Below are 15,229 nucleotides of genomic sequence, written 5' to 3' on the forward strand. Positions count from 1 at the left end.
TTGTCCTTATATTTCATTGACTTGAAAGTCAGCTTGTCTGCGGCTGGTGTCCGGAACAGGAGCGGGAACTTTGTACACAATTTTTGTATGCAGTGTTACGCGGGGCTTCCCACCTGCTTTTCCCCGGGCATAAAAAAACCGCCCCGAAGGGCGGTTTTTCAAGCGCGGGATCAGAGGCCGTTCTTGGCCTTGAACTCGCGGCGACGACGGTGCAGGACCGGCTCGGTGTAGCCGTTGGGCTGCTTGGTGCCCTCTACCACCAGTTCCAGCGCGGCCTGGAAGGCCACGTTGTCGGCGAAGTTCGGCGCCATCGGGCGGTACAGCGGGTCGCTGGCGTTCTGGCGGTCCACCACCGAAGCCATGCGCTCCAGGCTCTCGATGATCTGGGCCTGGCTGACCACGCCGTGGCGCAGCCAGTTGGCCAGCAGCTGGCTGGAGATACGCAGGGTGGCGCGGTCTTCCATCAGGCCGACGTCGTTGATGTCCGGCACCTTGGAGCAGCCGACGCCCTGGTCGATCCAGCGCACTACATAACCGAGGATGCCCTGGGCGTTGTTGTCCAGTTCGTTCTGGATTTCTTCGACGGTCCAGTTGGTGTTCGGCGCCAGCGGGATGGTCAGGATGTCGTCCACCGAAGCCGGCGCGCGCTTGGCCAGTTCGGCCTGACGGGCGAACACGTCGACCTTGTGGTAGTGCAGCGCGTGCAGGGTGGCGGCGGTCGGCGACGGGACCCAGGCGGTGTTGGCACCGGCCATGGGATGGCCGATCTTCTGCTCGAGCATGCCGGCCATCAGGTCCGGCATGGCCCACATGCCCTTGCCGATCTGCGCCTTGCCTTGCAGGCCGGTGGCCAGGCCGACGTCGACGTTGTTGTTCTCGTAGGAGCCGATCCACTTCTCTGTCTTCATGGCGCCCTTGCGCACCATGGCGCCGGCTTCCATGGAGGTGTGGATTTCGTCACCGGTGCGGTCGAGGAAGCCGGTGTTGATGAACACCACGCGCTCGCTGGCGGCCTTGATGCAGGCCTTGAGGTTGACCGTGGTGCGGCGCTCCTCGTCCATGATGCCGACCTTCAGGGTGTTGCGCGCCAAGCCCAGCACGTCTTCGACGCGGCCGAAGATTTCGGTGGCGAAGGCGACTTCTTCCGGGCCGTGCATCTTCGGCTTCACGATGTACATCGAGCCGGTGCGGGTGTTCTTGCGGCTGGTGTTGCCCTTGAGGTTGTGCAGGGCGATCAGGCCGGTGAACAGGCCGTCCTGGATGCCTTCCGGTACTTCGTTGCCAGCGGCGTCGAGGATGGCCGGGTTGGTCATCAGGTGACCGACGTTGCGCACGAACAGCAGGGAACGGCCGTGCAGGGTCAGCTCGGAACCGTCGGCCTTGGTGTAGACGCGGTCGGGGTTCATGGTGCGGGTGAAGGTCTGGCCGCCCTTGCTGACTGCTTCAGCGAGGTCGCCCTTCATCAGGCCGAGCCAGTTGCGGTAGATCACGACCTTGTCGTCGGCGTCGACGGCGGCGACCGAGTCTTCGCAGTCCATGATGGTGGTCAGCGCGGACTCCATCAGCACGTCCTTCACGCCAGCGGCGTCGGTCTGGCCGATGGGGCTGGTAGGGTCGATCTGGATTTCGAAGTGCAGGCCGTTGTTCTTAAGCAGCACGGCTTGCGGCTTGGCGGCGTCACCCTGCAGGGCGATGAACTGGGCGGCGTTCTTCAGGCCGACTTCGCTGCCGTTCTTCAGGGTCACGGCGAGCTGGCCGTTCTTCACGACGTAGGCGGTGGCGTCGACGTGGGACGCGCCTTCCAGCGGCGCGGCCTCATCGAGGAAGGCGCGGGCGAAGGCAATCACCTTGTCGCCACGGACCTTGTTGTAGCCCTTGCCCTTCTCGGCGCCACCTTCTTCGCTGATGGCGTCGGTGCCGTAGAGGGCATCGTAGAGCGAACCCCAACGGGCGTTGGCGGCGTTCAGGGCGAAACGTGCGTTCATCACCGGCACGACCAGCTGCGGGCCGGCCATGGTGGCGATTTCTTCGTCGACGTTCTGGGTAGTGGCCTGGAAGTCGGCCGGTTCCGGCAGCAGGTAGCCGATCTCCTGGAGGAACGCCTTGTAGGCCACGGCATCATGGGCCTGGCCGGCGCGTGCCTGGTGCCAGGCATCGATCTTGGCCTGCAGGTCATCGCGTTTGGCGAGGAGGGCTTTGTTCTTCGGAGCCAGGTCGTTGATGACGGCTTCCACACCGGCCCAGAACTTCTCGGCGGCGATGCCGGTTCCGGGGATGGCTTCGTTGTTCACGAAGTCGAACAGGACTCTGGCGACCTGAAGGCCACCGACTTGAACGCGCTCAGTCATTGCTTGCCTCACTCTGCTCAATATCCGTTCGGACTGGGGTCTTTCCCTTCTTGTAGTCCGAAGCGCGGCATACTACATGAAGCCGTCGTGAAAATCAGTGGGGTCGCGTCGCTATGCGACTAAAAGACGGTTTACGGTCACGACGGCGGACAGAATGTTCGCAAAAAACTAGCGCTTTGTTCCAGTTAAATCTGAAAAATGTACACGATTTATTTTGCCACGGAACTGCGACAGGCCGTCGCACGGCGTTGTAAGCGGGTTTCGGGGGCTTCTCTATACTCCAGCGAATTCCATCAGGAGTCCGTCCATGCCAGTAACCGCCGTCACCTCCGCCGACCTCGACCAGCTCGCGCCGCTGTTTGCCGGCTACCTGGAGTTCTACCAGGTACCCAGGCCCTTGAGCGACATCCAGGCCTTCCTCGAACAGCGCCTCGAGCGGGGCGACTCGACCCTGTTCATCGCCCGCAACGATGCTGGCGAGGCCCTGGGCTTCACCCAGCTCTATCCCTTTCTCTCGTCGCTGGCGCTGGCACCGGCCTGGTTGTTGAGCGATCTTTATGTAGTGCCCGCCGCCCGCCGTCAGGGTGTCGGCGAAGACCTGATGAACGCCGCCCGCGACCATGCCCAACGCACCGGCGCCTGCGGCATCCAGCTGGAAACCGCGAAGACCAACCTGGCCGGCCAGGCGCTCTACGAACGGCTTGGCTACAAGCGGGACGACGTCTACTACACCTACTGGCTGAGCCTGGCCTGAAGCCTGGCGCCGGTTGCCCATATAAGGAGTCGAGCGTGGATCATCTGGTACTTACCGTCATAGCTCCGGACCAGCCGGGGCTGGTGGAACGCATCGCGCAGTGCATCGCCGCCCATGGCGGCAACTGGCTGGAAAGCCGCATGTCTCGCATGGCCGGGCAGTTCGCCGGCATCCTGCGCGTAGCGGTGCCGGCCGAGGGCTACGACGAGCTGGTGGAAGGGCTGCAGGGCCTGAACGCCCACGGCATCCGCGTGATGCTGGCGCAGAGCGGCATCGACCCGGCCTGCACCTGGAAGCCGATCCTGCTGGATCTGGTGGGCAACGACCGGCCGGGCATCGTCCGCGACATCACCCGCCTGCTGGCGGAGCTGGGGGTGAACCTGGAAAGCCTGATCACCGAGGTGATGCCGGCGCCCATGAGCAGCGAACCGCTGTTCCACGCCGAAGCGGTGTTGGCGGTGCCCCTGACCCTGTCGCTGGATGTACTGCAGGCCAAGCTGGAAACCCTGGCCGATGACCTGATGGTGGAGCTCAACCTGCACAAGGAGAAGTGAGCGTTCGTAGGTTGGCGCCAAGCGTAGCGCGGCCCAACACTGCAGAGTCGGGCCGGAACATGTTGGGCTTCGCTTCGCTCAACCCAACCTCCGGGCGCCTCAGCTATTGCGCCGCAGGGTGAGCCAGGCGTCGACGCTGTAGATGGCCAGGCCCGCCCAGATGAAGGCGAAGGCCACCAGCTTGCTCGGGTCGAAATGCTCGTTGAAGAGGAAGATCGCCTGCAGCATCACCAGGGTCGGCGCCAGGTACTGGAGGAAGCCCAGGGTGGTGTAGGGCAGGTGGCGTGCGGCGGCGTTGAAGCACACCAGCGGCACCAGGGTGATAGGGCCGGCGGCGATCAGCCAGAGGGCCTCGGGCGTCGTCCAGAAACTGGCCTGGGCGGACTCGGCGTTGGGCGTCAGCAGCAGCCAGCCGATGGCCAGGGGTAGCAGTATCCAGGTTTCCACCACCAGGCCGGGCAGGGCCGCCACCGGCGCCTTCTTGCGGATCAAGCCATAGAAACCGAAGGTCAGCGCCAGGGTCAGGGAGACCCAGGGCAGCGCGCCCACCTGCCAGATCTGTTGCGCCACACCGATGGCGGCGAAGGCCACGGCGATCCATTGCAGGCGCCGCAGGCGCTCGCCGAGAAGCAGCATGCCCAGCAGCACGTTCACCAGCGGGTTGATGTAGTAGCCGAGGCTCGCTTCCAGCATCCGTCCGTTGTTCACCGCCCAGACATAGACCAGCCAGTTGCCGGCGATGAGCATGCCGCTGGCGGCGAGCACGCCGAAGCGTTTGGGGTTTTCCCGCAGTTCGCGGAACCAGCCGGGGTGCTTCCAGACCAGCAGCAGGGCGGCGCCGAACAGCGCGGACCAGATCGCCCGGTGGACGATGATCTCCAGCGCCGGCACGCTCTGGATGGCTTTGAAATAGAGCGGAAAGAGTCCCCAGATGATGTAGGCGGTGAGCCCCAGTATGTACCCGCGGCGCGGGTCGGCGGTGGCCATGGAAGGTCCTTGTTAGGCAGCTAACGAATAGGCCGACATTCTAGTGGGCGCCGCTGCGGCTTGTCTGTGCGCTCAGGTTTTTTCCGCAGGAATGTGCAAGTGAAACCCGTAAGGGGTTCTTTACGCCGGGATCCTTCGCGAGGCTTTCCTGGTAGGGGCGATTTCAATCGCCAAGCAGGCCGAAGGTCTGCCCTGTGCGGCTTTGGGGGCTGCCATGCAGCCCTCGGCGAATGAATTCCCCCCACACAGGCAGGGCTCAGAACAGCTTCAGCGGTTCCTCGTCCAGCGCCGCCAGCTGTTCGCGCAGGGTCAGGATCTGGTCACCCCAATAGCGTTCGTTGCCGAACCAGGAGAAGTGCATGGGGAAGGCCGGGTCGTCCCAGCGCCGGGCGATCCAGGCGCTGTGGTGCATCAGGCGCAAGGCGCGCAGGCCTTCGATCAGTGGCAGTTCGCGGGGGTCGAAATCGTGGAACTCCTGGTAGCCGTCCACCAGTTCGGAAAGCTGCGACAGGCGTTCGTGGCGTTCGCCGGCGAGCATCATCCACAGGTCCTGTACCGCCGGGCCCATGCGGCAGTCGTCCAGGTCCACCACATGGAAGACCTCGTCGCGGCACAGCAGGTTGCCGGGGTGGCAGTCGCCGTGCATGCGGATGGGTTGGTAACGCACCTCGGCGAACAGGCGGTCGAGGCGTTTCAGCAGGTCGCGGGCCACCGACTCGTAGGCCGGCAGCAGGCTGCGTGGGATGAAGCCGCCTTCCAGCAGGGTGGCCAGGGACTGGTGGCCGAAATTCTCCACCGCCAGGCTTTCGCGATGCTCGAAGGGCCGCGTGGCGCCCACCGCGTGGAAGCGGCCGAGGAGCTGGCCAAGGCGGTAGAGCTGGTCCATGTTGCCCGGCTCCGGTGCGCGGCCGCCTCGGCGGGGGAACAGGGCGAAGCGGAAGCCCGCATGCTCGAACAGGCTTTCGCCGTCGCGCTGCAGCGGCGCCACCACCGGTACCTCGCACTCGGCGAGTTCGGCGCTGAAGCTGTGCTCTTCAAGGATCGAGGCGTCGCTCCAGCGTTGAGGCCGGTAGAACTTGGCGATCAGCGGCTCGCTGTCCTCGATGCCCACCTGGTAGACGCGGTTCTCGTAGCTGTTGAGCGCCAGGATGCGCGCATCGCTGAGGTAGCCAAGGCTTTCCACGGCGTCCAGCACGAGGTCGGGGGTGAGGTCATCGAAAGGGTGGGACATGGGCGACTCCGGCAGTGAAGCGCCCAGTCTATTCCCAACGATCGGCTGCGCGTCGGAATTACTGCATTGCGAAGGGTTTTCCGGCTGGGGGCCAGAGCCCGCTCACGATCCTGCGAGCCTGCTCTTAACGCAGCAGCGCCGATGCACAGCTGATCGTGGGTGGGCTCTCAGAGGGCGGTGCCGAGAAGGACCTGGCTGGCGGCGAACTGCGCGCGAACCTGGTCGCCGGCCTTGAGGCCGAGCTGCGCCAGGCGTTCGGGCTCGACCAGGGCACAGAGGGTCTGGCCGCTGGCCAGGGCGATGCGGACCTCGCTGGGGCCGTCGTCGGCGTCGAGGACTTCCTCGATGCGGCCCTGCAACTGGTTCAGGGTCTCGTCGACCTCTGCCGAAGCGGCTTGCAGTTTCAGCCAGCCGGCCTTGATCAGCGCCACCACGTTGCGGCCCGGTGCCAGTTCGAGTTTCTCGGTGCTGTCGTGGGTGATCTGCGCCGCGAGGTGGAAGCCGCCGGCCAGCTCGATGCTCACCAGGTCGTTGCGACCCCTGGATTCGATGGCGAGTACGCGGCCGCTCAGCTGGTTGCGGGCGCTGGTGCGCAGCATCAGGCGGCCCAGCAGTTCCAGGTCCTGCTCGCTTTCGGCGCTTTCCAGCAGGCGCGCCTGCAGGCTTTCCAGGCGCTTGTAGAGGGCCAGCAGGCGCTCGCCCTCGGCGGTCAGCCGCGCGCCACCGCCGCCCTTGCCGCCCACCGAGCGCTCAACCAGGGGCCGTTCGGCGAGGTTGTTCAACTCGTCGATGGCGTCCCAGGCGGCCTTGTAGCTCAGGCCGGCGGCCTTGGCGGCACGGGTGATGGAGCCCTGCACGGCAACCTGCTCCAGCAGCGCCAGGCGCTGGGGGCGGCGGGTGAGTTGCTGGGTGAGGGCGCTGGTAAGGCTCATGGCGTTGGCGGGTCCGGGTATCTGGCGCGCAGGCTGCGCCCCTCCACGGGTTGCGTCAAGCCTTCAGCGGTCGCCGGGCCGCGGCGTGCGGGCCAGGCAATAGACGTCCACCCGTGCCGCGCCCGCGCGTTTCAACAGGCGGGCCAGCAGGTGTGCGGTGGTGCCGGTGGTGAGCACGTCGTCCACCAGCGCCAGGTGCAGGCCCGCCACCTGCGCCTGGCTGCCCAGGTCGAAGGCGTTGCGCAGGTTGCGCCGGCGCGCGGCGGCGTCCAGGTCCTGTTGCGACGGGCTGTCGGTGATGCGTCGGAGCCAGCTGTCCTGCACCGGGATACGCAGTTCGTCGCCGAGCCAGCGGGCGAGCATCTGCGCCTGGTTGAAGCCGCGGCGTCGCAGGCGTGGCGCCGCCAGCGGCACGGGCAGCAGACAGGCGGGGCGTGGCAGCCCTTCGTCGAAGGCATGGGCCAGGTGGCGGGCGAGCATTTCCCCCAGCAGCCGGCCAAGGGGCCAGCGGCCCTGGTGCTTGAAGCGGGTGACCAGGCTGTCCAGGGGGAAGGCGTAGCGCCAGGGAGCTTCGACGCGGTCGAAGGCCGGCGGCCGTTTCAGGCAGTCGCCGCAGGGCAGGCCCTGTGTCGGCAGGGGCAAGGCGCATTGGACGCACTGCCCGGTCAACCAGGGCAGGTCGGCTTCGCAACCGGTGCAGATCGCCAGCTCGCCGCCCGGGGCGCGACACAGCTGGCAGCTGGGGGTATGGCGAAGCCAGGCCGGTCGCAGCCGGGCAAGAAGTCTATGCATGGTCTCCTCCTTGAGACTGGGGCGAGCCCGTGGTTCAGGCGATCAGCCAGCTCATCACCACCAGGCCGAGAAAGGTCAGCACCAGGCCGCCGATGATCGATTTGCGGATGAAGGCGCGAATCCCGCTGTAGAGCAGGAGCAAGCCGATCACCAGGAAAATCAGGCTGAAGATCGACACATCCATGCCGATGGCCCGTGCCAGGCCATTGATGAAGTCGTCGATGGCCTGGCTGAAGCCGCCGAGGATGCCGGACAGCAGATCGACGACGAAACGGATGGCGGTGCCGATGATCCGGCCGAGCCACTCGAAAAATCCTTCGGTACGCACTGAGTGGAGCTCCTTGAGGGTTGGACGATCATTTTGAGTCTGCTGCGACGGCCGGGTTCAGCGGCGCGGGTGTCGGTTCTGGGCAAGGGTATAGCCCAGTCCGGCGCGGCCCGTCACCAGAATGGGGCGAGATTGGGTGTATCCATGCGTTGATCAGTAAGTGAACAGTTGTCGACTTGTGTCGAGATCCTGGTTGACAGCGTCACAACGCAAATTATGATGCCCTAAGCCTGAATTCCCTGACTTCGCGTCCGGGTATCCCCGACAAGAGGCGCCCTGAAGCGTCGAAGGAAACCTCCATGAGTGCAACCGCATCCATCGCTACCCGTCACGACTGGTCCCTCGCCGAGGTGAAGGCACTGTTCGAGCAGCCGTTCAACGACCTGCTGTTCCAGGCCCAGACCGTTCATCGCGCGCACTTCGACCCGAACCGGGTACAGGTTTCCACCCTGCTGTCGATCAAGACCGGCGCCTGCCCGGAAGACTGCAAGTACTGCCCGCAGTCCGGCCACTACAACACCGGCCTGGACAAGGAAAAGCTGATGGAAGTGCAGAAGGTCCTGGAGGCCGCTGCCGACGCCAAGGCCATCGGCTCCACCCGCTTCTGCATGGGCGCCGCCTGGAAGCACCCGTCCGCCAAGGACATGCCCTACGTGCTGGAAATGGTGAAGGGCGTGAAGAAGCTCGGCCTGGAAACCTGCATGACCCTGGGCCGCCTGGACCAGGATCAGACCAAGGCCCTGGCTGACGCAGGCCTGGACTACTACAACCACAACCTGGACACCTCGCCGGAGTTCTACGGCAACATCATCACCACCCGCACCTATGGCGAGCGTCTGCAGACCCTGGCCTACGTGCGCGAGGCGGGGATGAAGATCTGCTCCGGCGGCATTCTCGGCATGGGTGAGTCGGTGGCCGACCGCGCCGGCCTGCTGATCCAGCTGGCCAACCTGCCGGAGCATCCGGAATCGGTGCCGATCAACATGCTGGTTAAGGTCAAGGGCACCCCCCTGGCCGAGGAGAAGGATGTCGATCCCTTCGACTTCATCCGCACCCTGGCGGTCGCCCGGATCATGATGCCCAAGTCCCACGTGCGCCTGTCCGCCGGCCGCGAGCAGATGAACGAGCAGATGCAGGCCCTGGCCTTCATGGCCGGCGCCAACTCGATCTTCTACGGCGAGAAGCTGCTGACCACCAAGAACCCCCAGGCGGACAAGGACATGCAGCTGTTCGCCCGCCTCGGCATCAAGCCGGAAGAGCGCGAAGAGCACGCCGACGAAGTGCACCAGGCCGCCATCGAGCAGGCCCTGGTGGAGCAGCGCGACTCCCAGCTGTTCTACGACGCCGCATCCGCCTGACGGGCCCCCGGGTGGGTGGCGCGCGCCATCCACCCCATGCGGACCCTGACCTCTTCGCAGGCTGGATGGCCCCTCGCGGTCATCCGGCCGCTACCGGTGATCCATTCCGATGTCCTTCGATCTCGCCTCGCGCCTCAAAGCCCGCCATGGGGACAACCTCTATCGCCAGCGCCCGCTGCTCGAGAGCCCCCAGGGCCCCGAGGTGGTGGTGGATGGCCGGCCCATGCTGGCCTTCTGTTCCAACGACTACCTGGGCCTGGCCGCCCACCCCGAGGTGAAGGCCGCCCTGCAACGCGGCGTCGACCGCTGGGGTGCCGGTGGCGGCGCCTCGCACCTGGTGATCGGCCACAGCGGCCCCCATCACGACCTGGAACTGGCCCTGGCGGAGTTCACCGGCAGGCCGCGCGCGCTGCTGTTCTCCACCGGCTACATGGCCAACCTGGGGGCGGTGACCGCGCTGCTGGGCAAGGGCGATAGCGTGCTGGAAGATCGCCTCAACCACGCCTCCTTGCTGGACGCCGGGCTGCTCTCCGGGGCGCGTTTCTCGCGTTACCTGCACAACGATGTCGCCAGCCTGGAAAGCCGCCTGGCAAAAGCCGAAGGCAACACCCTGGTGGTCACCGACGGCGTGTTCAGCATGGATGGCGACCTGGCCGATCTGCCTGCCCTCTGCGCGGCGGCGAAGGCTCGCGGCGCCTGGGTGATGGTGGACGACGCCCACGGATTCGGCCCCCTGGGTGCCACCGGTGGCGGGATAGTCGAGCATTTCGGCCTGGGTCTTGCGGATGTGCCGGTACTGGTCGGCACCCTGGGCAAGGCCTTTGGCACCGCTGGTGCCTTCGTCGCCGGTAGCGAGGAGCTGATCGAGACGCTGATCCAGTTCGCCCGTCCCTACATCTACACCACCAGCCAGCCGCCGGCCGTGGCCTGCGCCACCTTGAAGAGCCTGGAGCTGCTGCAGCGCGAAACCTGGCGCCGTGAGCACCTGGACCGGCTGATCAGCCGCTTCCGCCAAGGCGCCGCGGAAATCGGCCTGACCCTGATGGACAGTCCGACGCCTATCCAGCCAATCCTCATCGGCGACAGCGCCCGCGCCATGAAGCTGTCGGCGCTGCTGCGCGAGCGCGGCATCCTGGTCGGCGCCATCCGTCCGCCGACCGTTCCGGCCGGTAGCGCACGACTGCGCGTCACTTTCTCCGCCGCCCACAGCGAAGAACAGCTTGAATCCTTGCTCAGTGCCCTGGCCGAATGCTGGGCAACCCTGGCGAAGGAGGATGCCCCCCATGCGTGAGCGCCTGATTCTGTTGCCCGGCTGGGCGATTGGCCCGGCCGCCCTCGAACCCCTGCGCGACGCCCTGCTGGAGCGCGCGCCGCACCTGACGGTGGAGATCGAACCGCTGCCGGCCCTGGAGCAGTCCGGTGCCTGGCTCGATGAGCTGGACGCGCGCCTGCCCAGGGACAGCTGGCTGGCCGGCTGGTCCCTGGGCGGTATGCTCGCCGCGCAACTGGCGGCGCGCCGTGGCGACGCCTGCCGTGGCCTGATCGGCCTGTGCAGCAACATGAATTTCCGCGATCGCGACGACTGGCCCCACGCCATGCCTCGGGAAGTCTTCAGCACCTTCCATGAGGCTTGCCGCCTCGACCCGGCGCAGACCCTCAAACGCTTCACCCTGCTGGTGGCCCAGGGCGCGCGCGATGCCCGCACCCTGGCGCGGCAGCTGCAGGTCACCCAACTGGCCTCCACGCCCAAGGTACTGGACGCCGGCTTGCGCCTGCTGGACGTGCTGGACATCCGCGCCGCGGTCCAGGGCTATGCCGGCCCGCAGCTGTACCTCTTCGGCGGGCGCGATGCACTGGTGCCCGCCGGCGCCGCCGAGGCCCTGCTGGAGTGGCTGCCGGACGTCGAGGTGCAAGTGTTCGATGAGGCCAGCCACGGCCTGCCCCTGGAACGACCGGACGAAGTCGCGGCGAGCATCCTCGGTTTCATGCGCGAGGGTGACGATGTCTGATTCGCCCAGCGCCGCCGACGGCCACTTGCCGGACAAGCGCCAAGTGGCGGCGTCCTTTTCCCGTGCAGCCAACAGCTACGACAGCGTCGCCGCACTGCAGCGGGCCGTGGGCCACGAACTGTTGCGACGCCTGCCCCAGGGCTTCGCGCCGGAGCGCTGGCTCGACCTGGGTTGTGGCACCGGGTACTTTTCCCGTGCCCTGGCCGAGCGCTTCCCTGGCAGCGACGGCCTGGCCCTGGACATCGCCGAAGGCATGTTGCGCCATGCCCGCCCCCAGGGCGGCGCGCGCCGCTTCGTGGCCGGGGATGCCGAGCACATGCCCCTGGCCGGCGGCACCCAGCAACTGATCTTCTCCAGCCTCGCCGTGCAGTGGTGCGCCGACTTCGCCGCCGTGCTCGCCGAGGCTCGTCGGGTACTGCAGCCAGGTGGCGTGTTCGCCTTCAGCAGCCTGTGCGTCGGGACCCTGCAGGAGTTGCGCGACAGCTGGCAGGCGGTGGACGGCTTCGTCCACGTCAACCGTTTCCGCCGCCTGGAGGACTACCAGGACCTCTGCGCGGCCAGCGGCTTCCTGCCGCTGGACCTGGGCAGCGAGCCCCAGGTGCTGCACTACGCCGACCTGCGCACCCTGACCCACGAACTCAAGGCCCTTGGCGCCCACAACCTCAACCCCGGCCGCCCCGGCGGACTCACCGGGCGGGCACGCATCCGCGCCCTGGCCGAGGCCTATGAAGGTTTCCGCCAGCCCACGGGCCTGCCGGCCACCTACCAGGTGGTCTACGGCGTATTGAAAAAGGAAGACTGACATGGCAGCGGCCTACTTCGTCACCGGCACCGACACCGAGATCGGCAAGACCACCATCGCCGCCGGCCTGCTGTATGCCGCGCGGGCGCGCGGGCTGTCCACCGCCGCCGCCAAGCCGGTGGCCTCGGGCTGCGAAGACAGCGCCGACGGCCTGCGCAATGGCGATGCCCTGGCGCTGCTGGGCGAATGCTCGCTGCCCCTGAGCTATGAACAGGTCAACCCGCTGGCCTTCGCCCCGGCCATCGCGCCGCACCTCGCCGCCCGTGAAGCGGGCGTGACGCTGGATGTGGCAGCCCTGGCCGAACCGGTGCGGCGCATCCTGGCCATGGGCGCCGACTTCAGCCTGGTGGAAGGTGCCGGTGGCTGGCGCGTCCCCCTGGCTGGCACCGCCAGCCTGTCCGACCTGCCCATCGCCTTGGGCCTGCCGGTGATCCTGGTGGTGGGCGTGCGCCTGGGCTGCATCAACCATGCACTACTGACGGCCGAGGCCATCCAGCGCGACGGCCTGGTCCTCGCCGGCTGGGTGGCCAACGTGGTGGACCCGGCCACCTCCCGCCTGGAGGAAAACCTCGCCACCCTGAGCGAACGGCTGCCGGCCCCTTGCCTGGGCCGCGTGCCGCGCCTGGCCGAGGCGACCCCGGCGGCGGTGGCCGACTACCTCGATCTCGCACCGCTGGGGCCGTTCGCCCCGCGCTGATTGCGTTGTGCCGGTGCGCCTGCTTCAATGCCGGGCATCGTCAATCGAGCTTTGGTAATCGCCATGGAAATCCAGGGAAGCGGCTTCAGCGCCGGTCTCGGCGCCATCCAGTCCGGCCAGCGCATGATCCAGAAGGCCGCCGGCGAAATAGCCAGCAACACGGTCGCCGGCACCGAAGGGCAGCAGCCCGCGGACCTCACGTCCATCCTGCTGGCCCTCCAGGCCGGCAAGATCCAGGCCGAGGCCGGCAGCCAGGTGGCCAAGGCCACCGACCAGATGATCGGCAGTCTCATCGACACCTTCGCCTGACCCCAAGGGCCGCCTAGCGCGGCCCTTTTGCTTTCTCCCTTCCCCGCATCGCCCCACGTCCGTTCGTCGTTTCTTGATCTTTACTGTCAGTAGGCAGGGCGCCGTGCCGCCTGCCAGGGACGTGACCGGTCAGTCGGGCGACGCGCTTGACAGGGCATTGGCGTAAACGTATGTTTCAAACGCCTGTTTGATTGCCCTCGGCAATCACTAACCAGAATGCCCCAAGCGACCGGCGCCCCGGTCAGCTGAACTAGGAACCTACCGCAGAGGTTTACCGCGATGCCCGATTACAAGGCCCCCTTGCGTGATATTCGCTTCGTTCGTGACGAGCTGCTCGGCTACGACGCGCACTATCAGAGCCTGCCTGGCTGCCAGGACGCCACCCCGGACATGGTTGACGCCATCCTCGAGGAAGGCGCCAAGTTCTGTGAGCAAGTCATCGCTCCGCTGAACCGTGTGGGTGACATCGAAGGCTGCACCTGGAGCGAGTCCGGCGTTAAGACCCCGACCGGCTTCAAGGAAGCCTACAAGCAGTTCGTCGAAGGCGGCTGGCCGAGCCTGGCCCATGACGTCGAGCACGGCGGCCAAGGCCTGCCGGAGTCCCTGGGCCTGGCCATCAGCGAGATGGTCGGTTCGGCCAACTGGTCCTGGGGCATGTACCCCGGCCTGTCCCACGGCGCGATGAACACCCTGTCCGCCCACGGCACCGACGAGCAGAAGCACACCTACCTGACCAAGCTGGTATCCGGCGAGTGGACCGGCACCATGTGCCTGACCGAGCCGCACTGCGGTACCGACCTGGGCATGCTGCGCACCAAGGCCGAGCCCCAGGCCGATGGTTCCTACAAAGTCTCCGGCACCAAGATCTTCATCTCCGCCGGTGAACACGACATGGCCGACAACATCGTCCATATCGTCCTGGCCCGCCTGCCCGACGCACCGGCCGGCACCAAGGGTATTTCCCTGTTCATCGTGCCGAAGTTCATGCCCACCGCCGAAGGCGCCGTAGGCGAGCGAAACGCGGTTACCTGCGGCTCCATCGAGCACAAGATGGGTATCCACGGCAACGCCACCTGCGTGATGAACTTCGACGGCGCCACCGGCTTCCTGATCGGCCCGGCGAACAAAGGCCTGAACTGCATGTTCACCTTCATGAACACCGCTCGCCTGGGTACCGCGCTGCAAGGCCTGGCCCACGCCGAGATCGGTTTCCAGGGTGGCATCAAGTACGCCCGCGACCGTCTGCAGATGCGTTCCCTGACCGGCCCGAAAGCGCCGGACAAGGCGGCCGACCCGATCATCGTCCACCCGGACGTGCGTCGCATGCTGCTGACCATGAAGGCCTTCGCCGAAGGCAACCGCGCCATGGTCTACTTCACCGCCAAGCAGGTGGACATCGTCCAGCACAGCCAGGACGAAGAGCAGAAGAAAGCCGCTGACGGCCTGCTGGCCTTCCTGACCCCCATCGCCAAGGCCTTCATGACCGAGGTGGGCTTCGAGTCCGCTTCCCACGGCATGCAGATCTACGGTGGCCACGGCTTCATCAGCGAGTGGGGCATGGAGCAGAACCTGCGCGACTGCCGCATCTCCATGATGTACGAAGGCACCACCGGCGTTCAGGCCCTCGACCTGCTGGGCCGCAAGATCCTGATGACCCAAGGCGAAGCGCTCAAGGGCTTCACCAAGATCGTGCACAAGTTCTGCCAGGCCAACGAAGGCAACGAAGCCGTCAAGGAATTCGTCGAGCCCCTGGCCAAGCTGAACAAGGAGTGGGGCGAACTGACCATGAAGGTCGGCATGGCTGCCATGAAGGACCGCGAGGAAGTGGGCGCCGCTTCGGTGGACTACCTGATGTACTCCGGCTACGCCTGCCTGGCCTACTTCTGGGCCGACATGGCTCGCCTGGCCGCCGAGAAGCTGGCTGCCGGCGACGGCGACGCCGCCTTCTACAAGGCCAAGCTGCAGACCGCGCGCTTCTACTTCAAGCGCATCCTGCCGCGTACCCGTACCCATGTCGAAACCATGCTGTCCGGCGCAAGCAACCTGATGGACATGGCTGAGGAAGACTTCGACCTGGGCTACTAAGAACAGGCTCTACGGTCTAGCGCGACACAGGAAAAGCCCGCCA

The 15,229-nt window shown here is 66.3% G+C and carries 15 protein-coding genes; 9 read left to right on the top strand and 6 right to left on the bottom strand.

Going from position 1 to position 15,229, the window contains the following annotated elements:
- Positions 1-170: 170 nt before the first annotated feature.
- The gene (locus PCA10_RS02290; protein WP_016490408.1) at positions 171-2,348 is read right to left on the bottom strand and encodes a malate synthase G; all 2,178 of its coding nucleotides are present in this window, start codon (positions 2,346-2,348) and stop codon (positions 171-173) included.
- A gap of 307 nt (positions 2,349-2,655) precedes the next feature.
- Between PCA10_RS02290 and PCA10_RS02295 the strand changes: the two genes are divergently transcribed.
- Both PCA10_RS02295 and PCA10_RS02300 read left to right on the top strand, forming a co-directional pair.
- Complete coding sequence (locus PCA10_RS02295) at positions 2,656-3,102, top strand: GNAT family N-acetyltransferase (RefSeq protein ID WP_016490409.1); 447 nt, start codon at positions 2,656-2,658, stop codon at positions 3,100-3,102.
- Positions 3,103-3,137: 35 nt separating this feature from the next.
- The gene (locus PCA10_RS02300; RefSeq protein ID WP_016490410.1) at positions 3,138-3,656 is read left to right on the top strand and encodes a glycine cleavage system transcriptional repressor; all 519 of its coding nucleotides are present in this window, start codon (positions 3,138-3,140) and stop codon (positions 3,654-3,656) included.
- A 99-nt stretch (positions 3,657-3,755) separates the two neighbouring features.
- Here PCA10_RS02300 and rarD read toward each other — a convergent pair whose 3' ends face one another.
- The 5 genes from rarD to PCA10_RS02325 all read right to left on the bottom strand — a co-directional run bounded on the left by rarD (position 3,756) and on the right by PCA10_RS02325 (position 7,926).
- Positions 3,756-4,643 (bottom strand): EamA family transporter RarD, encoded by an 888-nt coding sequence (gene rarD / locus PCA10_RS02305; RefSeq protein WP_016490411.1) that lies wholly within the window; start codon positions 4,641-4,643, stop codon positions 3,756-3,758.
- A gap of 256 nt (positions 4,644-4,899) precedes the next feature.
- Positions 4,900-5,874 (bottom strand): serine/threonine protein kinase, encoded by a 975-nt coding sequence (locus PCA10_RS02310; RefSeq protein ID WP_016490412.1) that lies wholly within the window; start codon positions 5,872-5,874, stop codon positions 4,900-4,902.
- Between the two features lie 167 nt (positions 5,875-6,041).
- A complete protein-coding gene (locus PCA10_RS02315; RefSeq protein WP_016490413.1) occupies positions 6,042-6,806 on the bottom strand; it encodes a TOBE domain-containing protein in 765 nt (254 codons plus the stop codon).
- A gap of 63 nt (positions 6,807-6,869) precedes the next feature.
- Complete coding sequence (locus PCA10_RS02320; protein WP_016490414.1) at positions 6,870-7,598, bottom strand: ComF family protein; 729 nt, start codon at positions 7,596-7,598, stop codon at positions 6,870-6,872.
- Positions 7,599-7,632: 34 nt separating this feature from the next.
- Complete coding sequence (locus PCA10_RS02325; RefSeq protein WP_016490415.1) at positions 7,633-7,926, bottom strand: hypothetical protein; 294 nt, start codon at positions 7,924-7,926, stop codon at positions 7,633-7,635.
- A 299-nt stretch (positions 7,927-8,225) separates the two neighbouring features.
- Here PCA10_RS02325 and bioB point away from each other — a divergent pair, with 299 nt between their 5' ends.
- From bioB to PCA10_RS02360, 7 genes are all read left to right on the top strand, one after another.
- Entirely contained in the window at positions 8,226-9,284 is a 1,059-nt protein-coding gene (gene bioB / locus PCA10_RS02330) for a biotin synthase BioB (protein ID WP_016490416.1), read from the top strand.
- Between the two features lie 109 nt (positions 9,285-9,393).
- The gene (bioF, locus tag PCA10_RS02335; RefSeq protein ID WP_016490417.1) at positions 9,394-10,575 is read left to right on the top strand and encodes an 8-amino-7-oxononanoate synthase; all 1,182 of its coding nucleotides are present in this window, start codon (positions 9,394-9,396) and stop codon (positions 10,573-10,575) included.
- Positions 10,568-11,293, top strand: coding sequence for an alpha/beta fold hydrolase (locus PCA10_RS02340; protein ID WP_016490418.1), 726 nt, complete (start codon positions 10,568-10,570; stop codon positions 11,291-11,293). The genes bioF and PCA10_RS02340 overlap by 8 nt, the downstream gene beginning before the upstream one ends.
- Complete coding sequence (bioC, locus tag PCA10_RS02345; protein ID WP_016490419.1) at positions 11,286-12,095, top strand: malonyl-ACP O-methyltransferase BioC; 810 nt, start codon at positions 11,286-11,288, stop codon at positions 12,093-12,095. Before PCA10_RS02340 ends, bioC begins: the two co-directional genes overlap by 8 nt.
- 1 nt (position 12,096) lies before the next feature.
- Positions 12,097-12,792 carry a dethiobiotin synthase gene (bioD, locus tag PCA10_RS02350; RefSeq protein WP_016490420.1) on the top strand — a complete coding sequence of 232 codons (696 nt, stop codon included), beginning with the start codon at positions 12,097-12,099 and terminating at the stop codon, positions 12,790-12,792.
- A 63-nt stretch (positions 12,793-12,855) separates the two neighbouring features.
- Positions 12,856-13,101 (top strand): hypothetical protein, encoded by a 246-nt coding sequence (locus PCA10_RS02355; protein WP_041770108.1) that lies wholly within the window; start codon positions 12,856-12,858, stop codon positions 13,099-13,101.
- Positions 13,102-13,380: 279 nt separating this feature from the next.
- On the top strand, positions 13,381-15,186 hold the full coding sequence (locus PCA10_RS02360) for a phenylacyl-CoA dehydrogenase (protein ID WP_016490422.1): 1,806 nt from the start codon (positions 13,381-13,383) through the stop codon (positions 15,184-15,186).
- Positions 15,187-15,229: the final 43 nt, after the last annotated feature.

Origin of the sequence: Pseudomonas resinovorans NBRC 106553 (assembly GCF_000412695.1) — a bacterium.
GTDB classification, from domain to species: domain Bacteria; phylum Pseudomonadota; class Gammaproteobacteria; order Pseudomonadales; family Pseudomonadaceae; genus Metapseudomonas; species Metapseudomonas resinovorans_A.

Excerpts from the sequence above, each read along its gene's own strand:
- bioC (WP_016490419.1), top strand. The coding sequence starts at position 11,286 with ATGTCTGATTCGCCCAGCGCCGCCGACGGCCACTTGCCGGACAAGCGC.
- PCA10_RS02340 (WP_016490418.1), top strand. The coding sequence starts at position 10,568 with ATGCGTGAGCGCCTGATTCTGTTGCCCGGCTGGGCGATTGGCCCGGCC.
- PCA10_RS02290 (WP_016490408.1), bottom strand. The coding sequence starts at position 2,348 with ATGACTGAGCGCGTTCAAGTCGGTGGCCTTCAGGTCGCCAGAGTCCTG.
- PCA10_RS02355 (WP_041770108.1), top strand. The coding sequence starts at position 12,856 with ATGGAAATCCAGGGAAGCGGCTTCAGCGCCGGTCTCGGCGCCATCCAG.
- PCA10_RS02320 (WP_016490414.1), bottom strand. The coding sequence starts at position 7,598 with ATGCATAGACTTCTTGCCCGGCTGCGACCGGCCTGGCTTCGCCATACC.
- bioB (WP_016490416.1), top strand. The coding sequence starts at position 8,226 with ATGAGTGCAACCGCATCCATCGCTACCCGTCACGACTGGTCCCTCGCC.
- PCA10_RS02360 (WP_016490422.1), top strand. The coding sequence starts at position 13,381 with ATGCCCGATTACAAGGCCCCCTTGCGTGATATTCGCTTCGTTCGTGAC.
- rarD (WP_016490411.1), bottom strand. The coding sequence starts at position 4,643 with ATGGCCACCGCCGACCCGCGCCGCGGGTACATACTGGGGCTCACCGCC.
- PCA10_RS02315 (WP_016490413.1), bottom strand. The coding sequence starts at position 6,806 with ATGAGCCTTACCAGCGCCCTCACCCAGCAACTCACCCGCCGCCCCCAG.
- bioD (WP_016490420.1), top strand. The coding sequence starts at position 12,097 with ATGGCAGCGGCCTACTTCGTCACCGGCACCGACACCGAGATCGGCAAG.
- PCA10_RS02310 (WP_016490412.1), bottom strand. The coding sequence starts at position 5,874 with ATGTCCCACCCTTTCGATGACCTCACCCCCGACCTCGTGCTGGACGCC.
- PCA10_RS02295 (WP_016490409.1), top strand. The coding sequence starts at position 2,656 with ATGCCAGTAACCGCCGTCACCTCCGCCGACCTCGACCAGCTCGCGCCG.
- bioF (WP_016490417.1), top strand. The coding sequence starts at position 9,394 with ATGTCCTTCGATCTCGCCTCGCGCCTCAAAGCCCGCCATGGGGACAAC.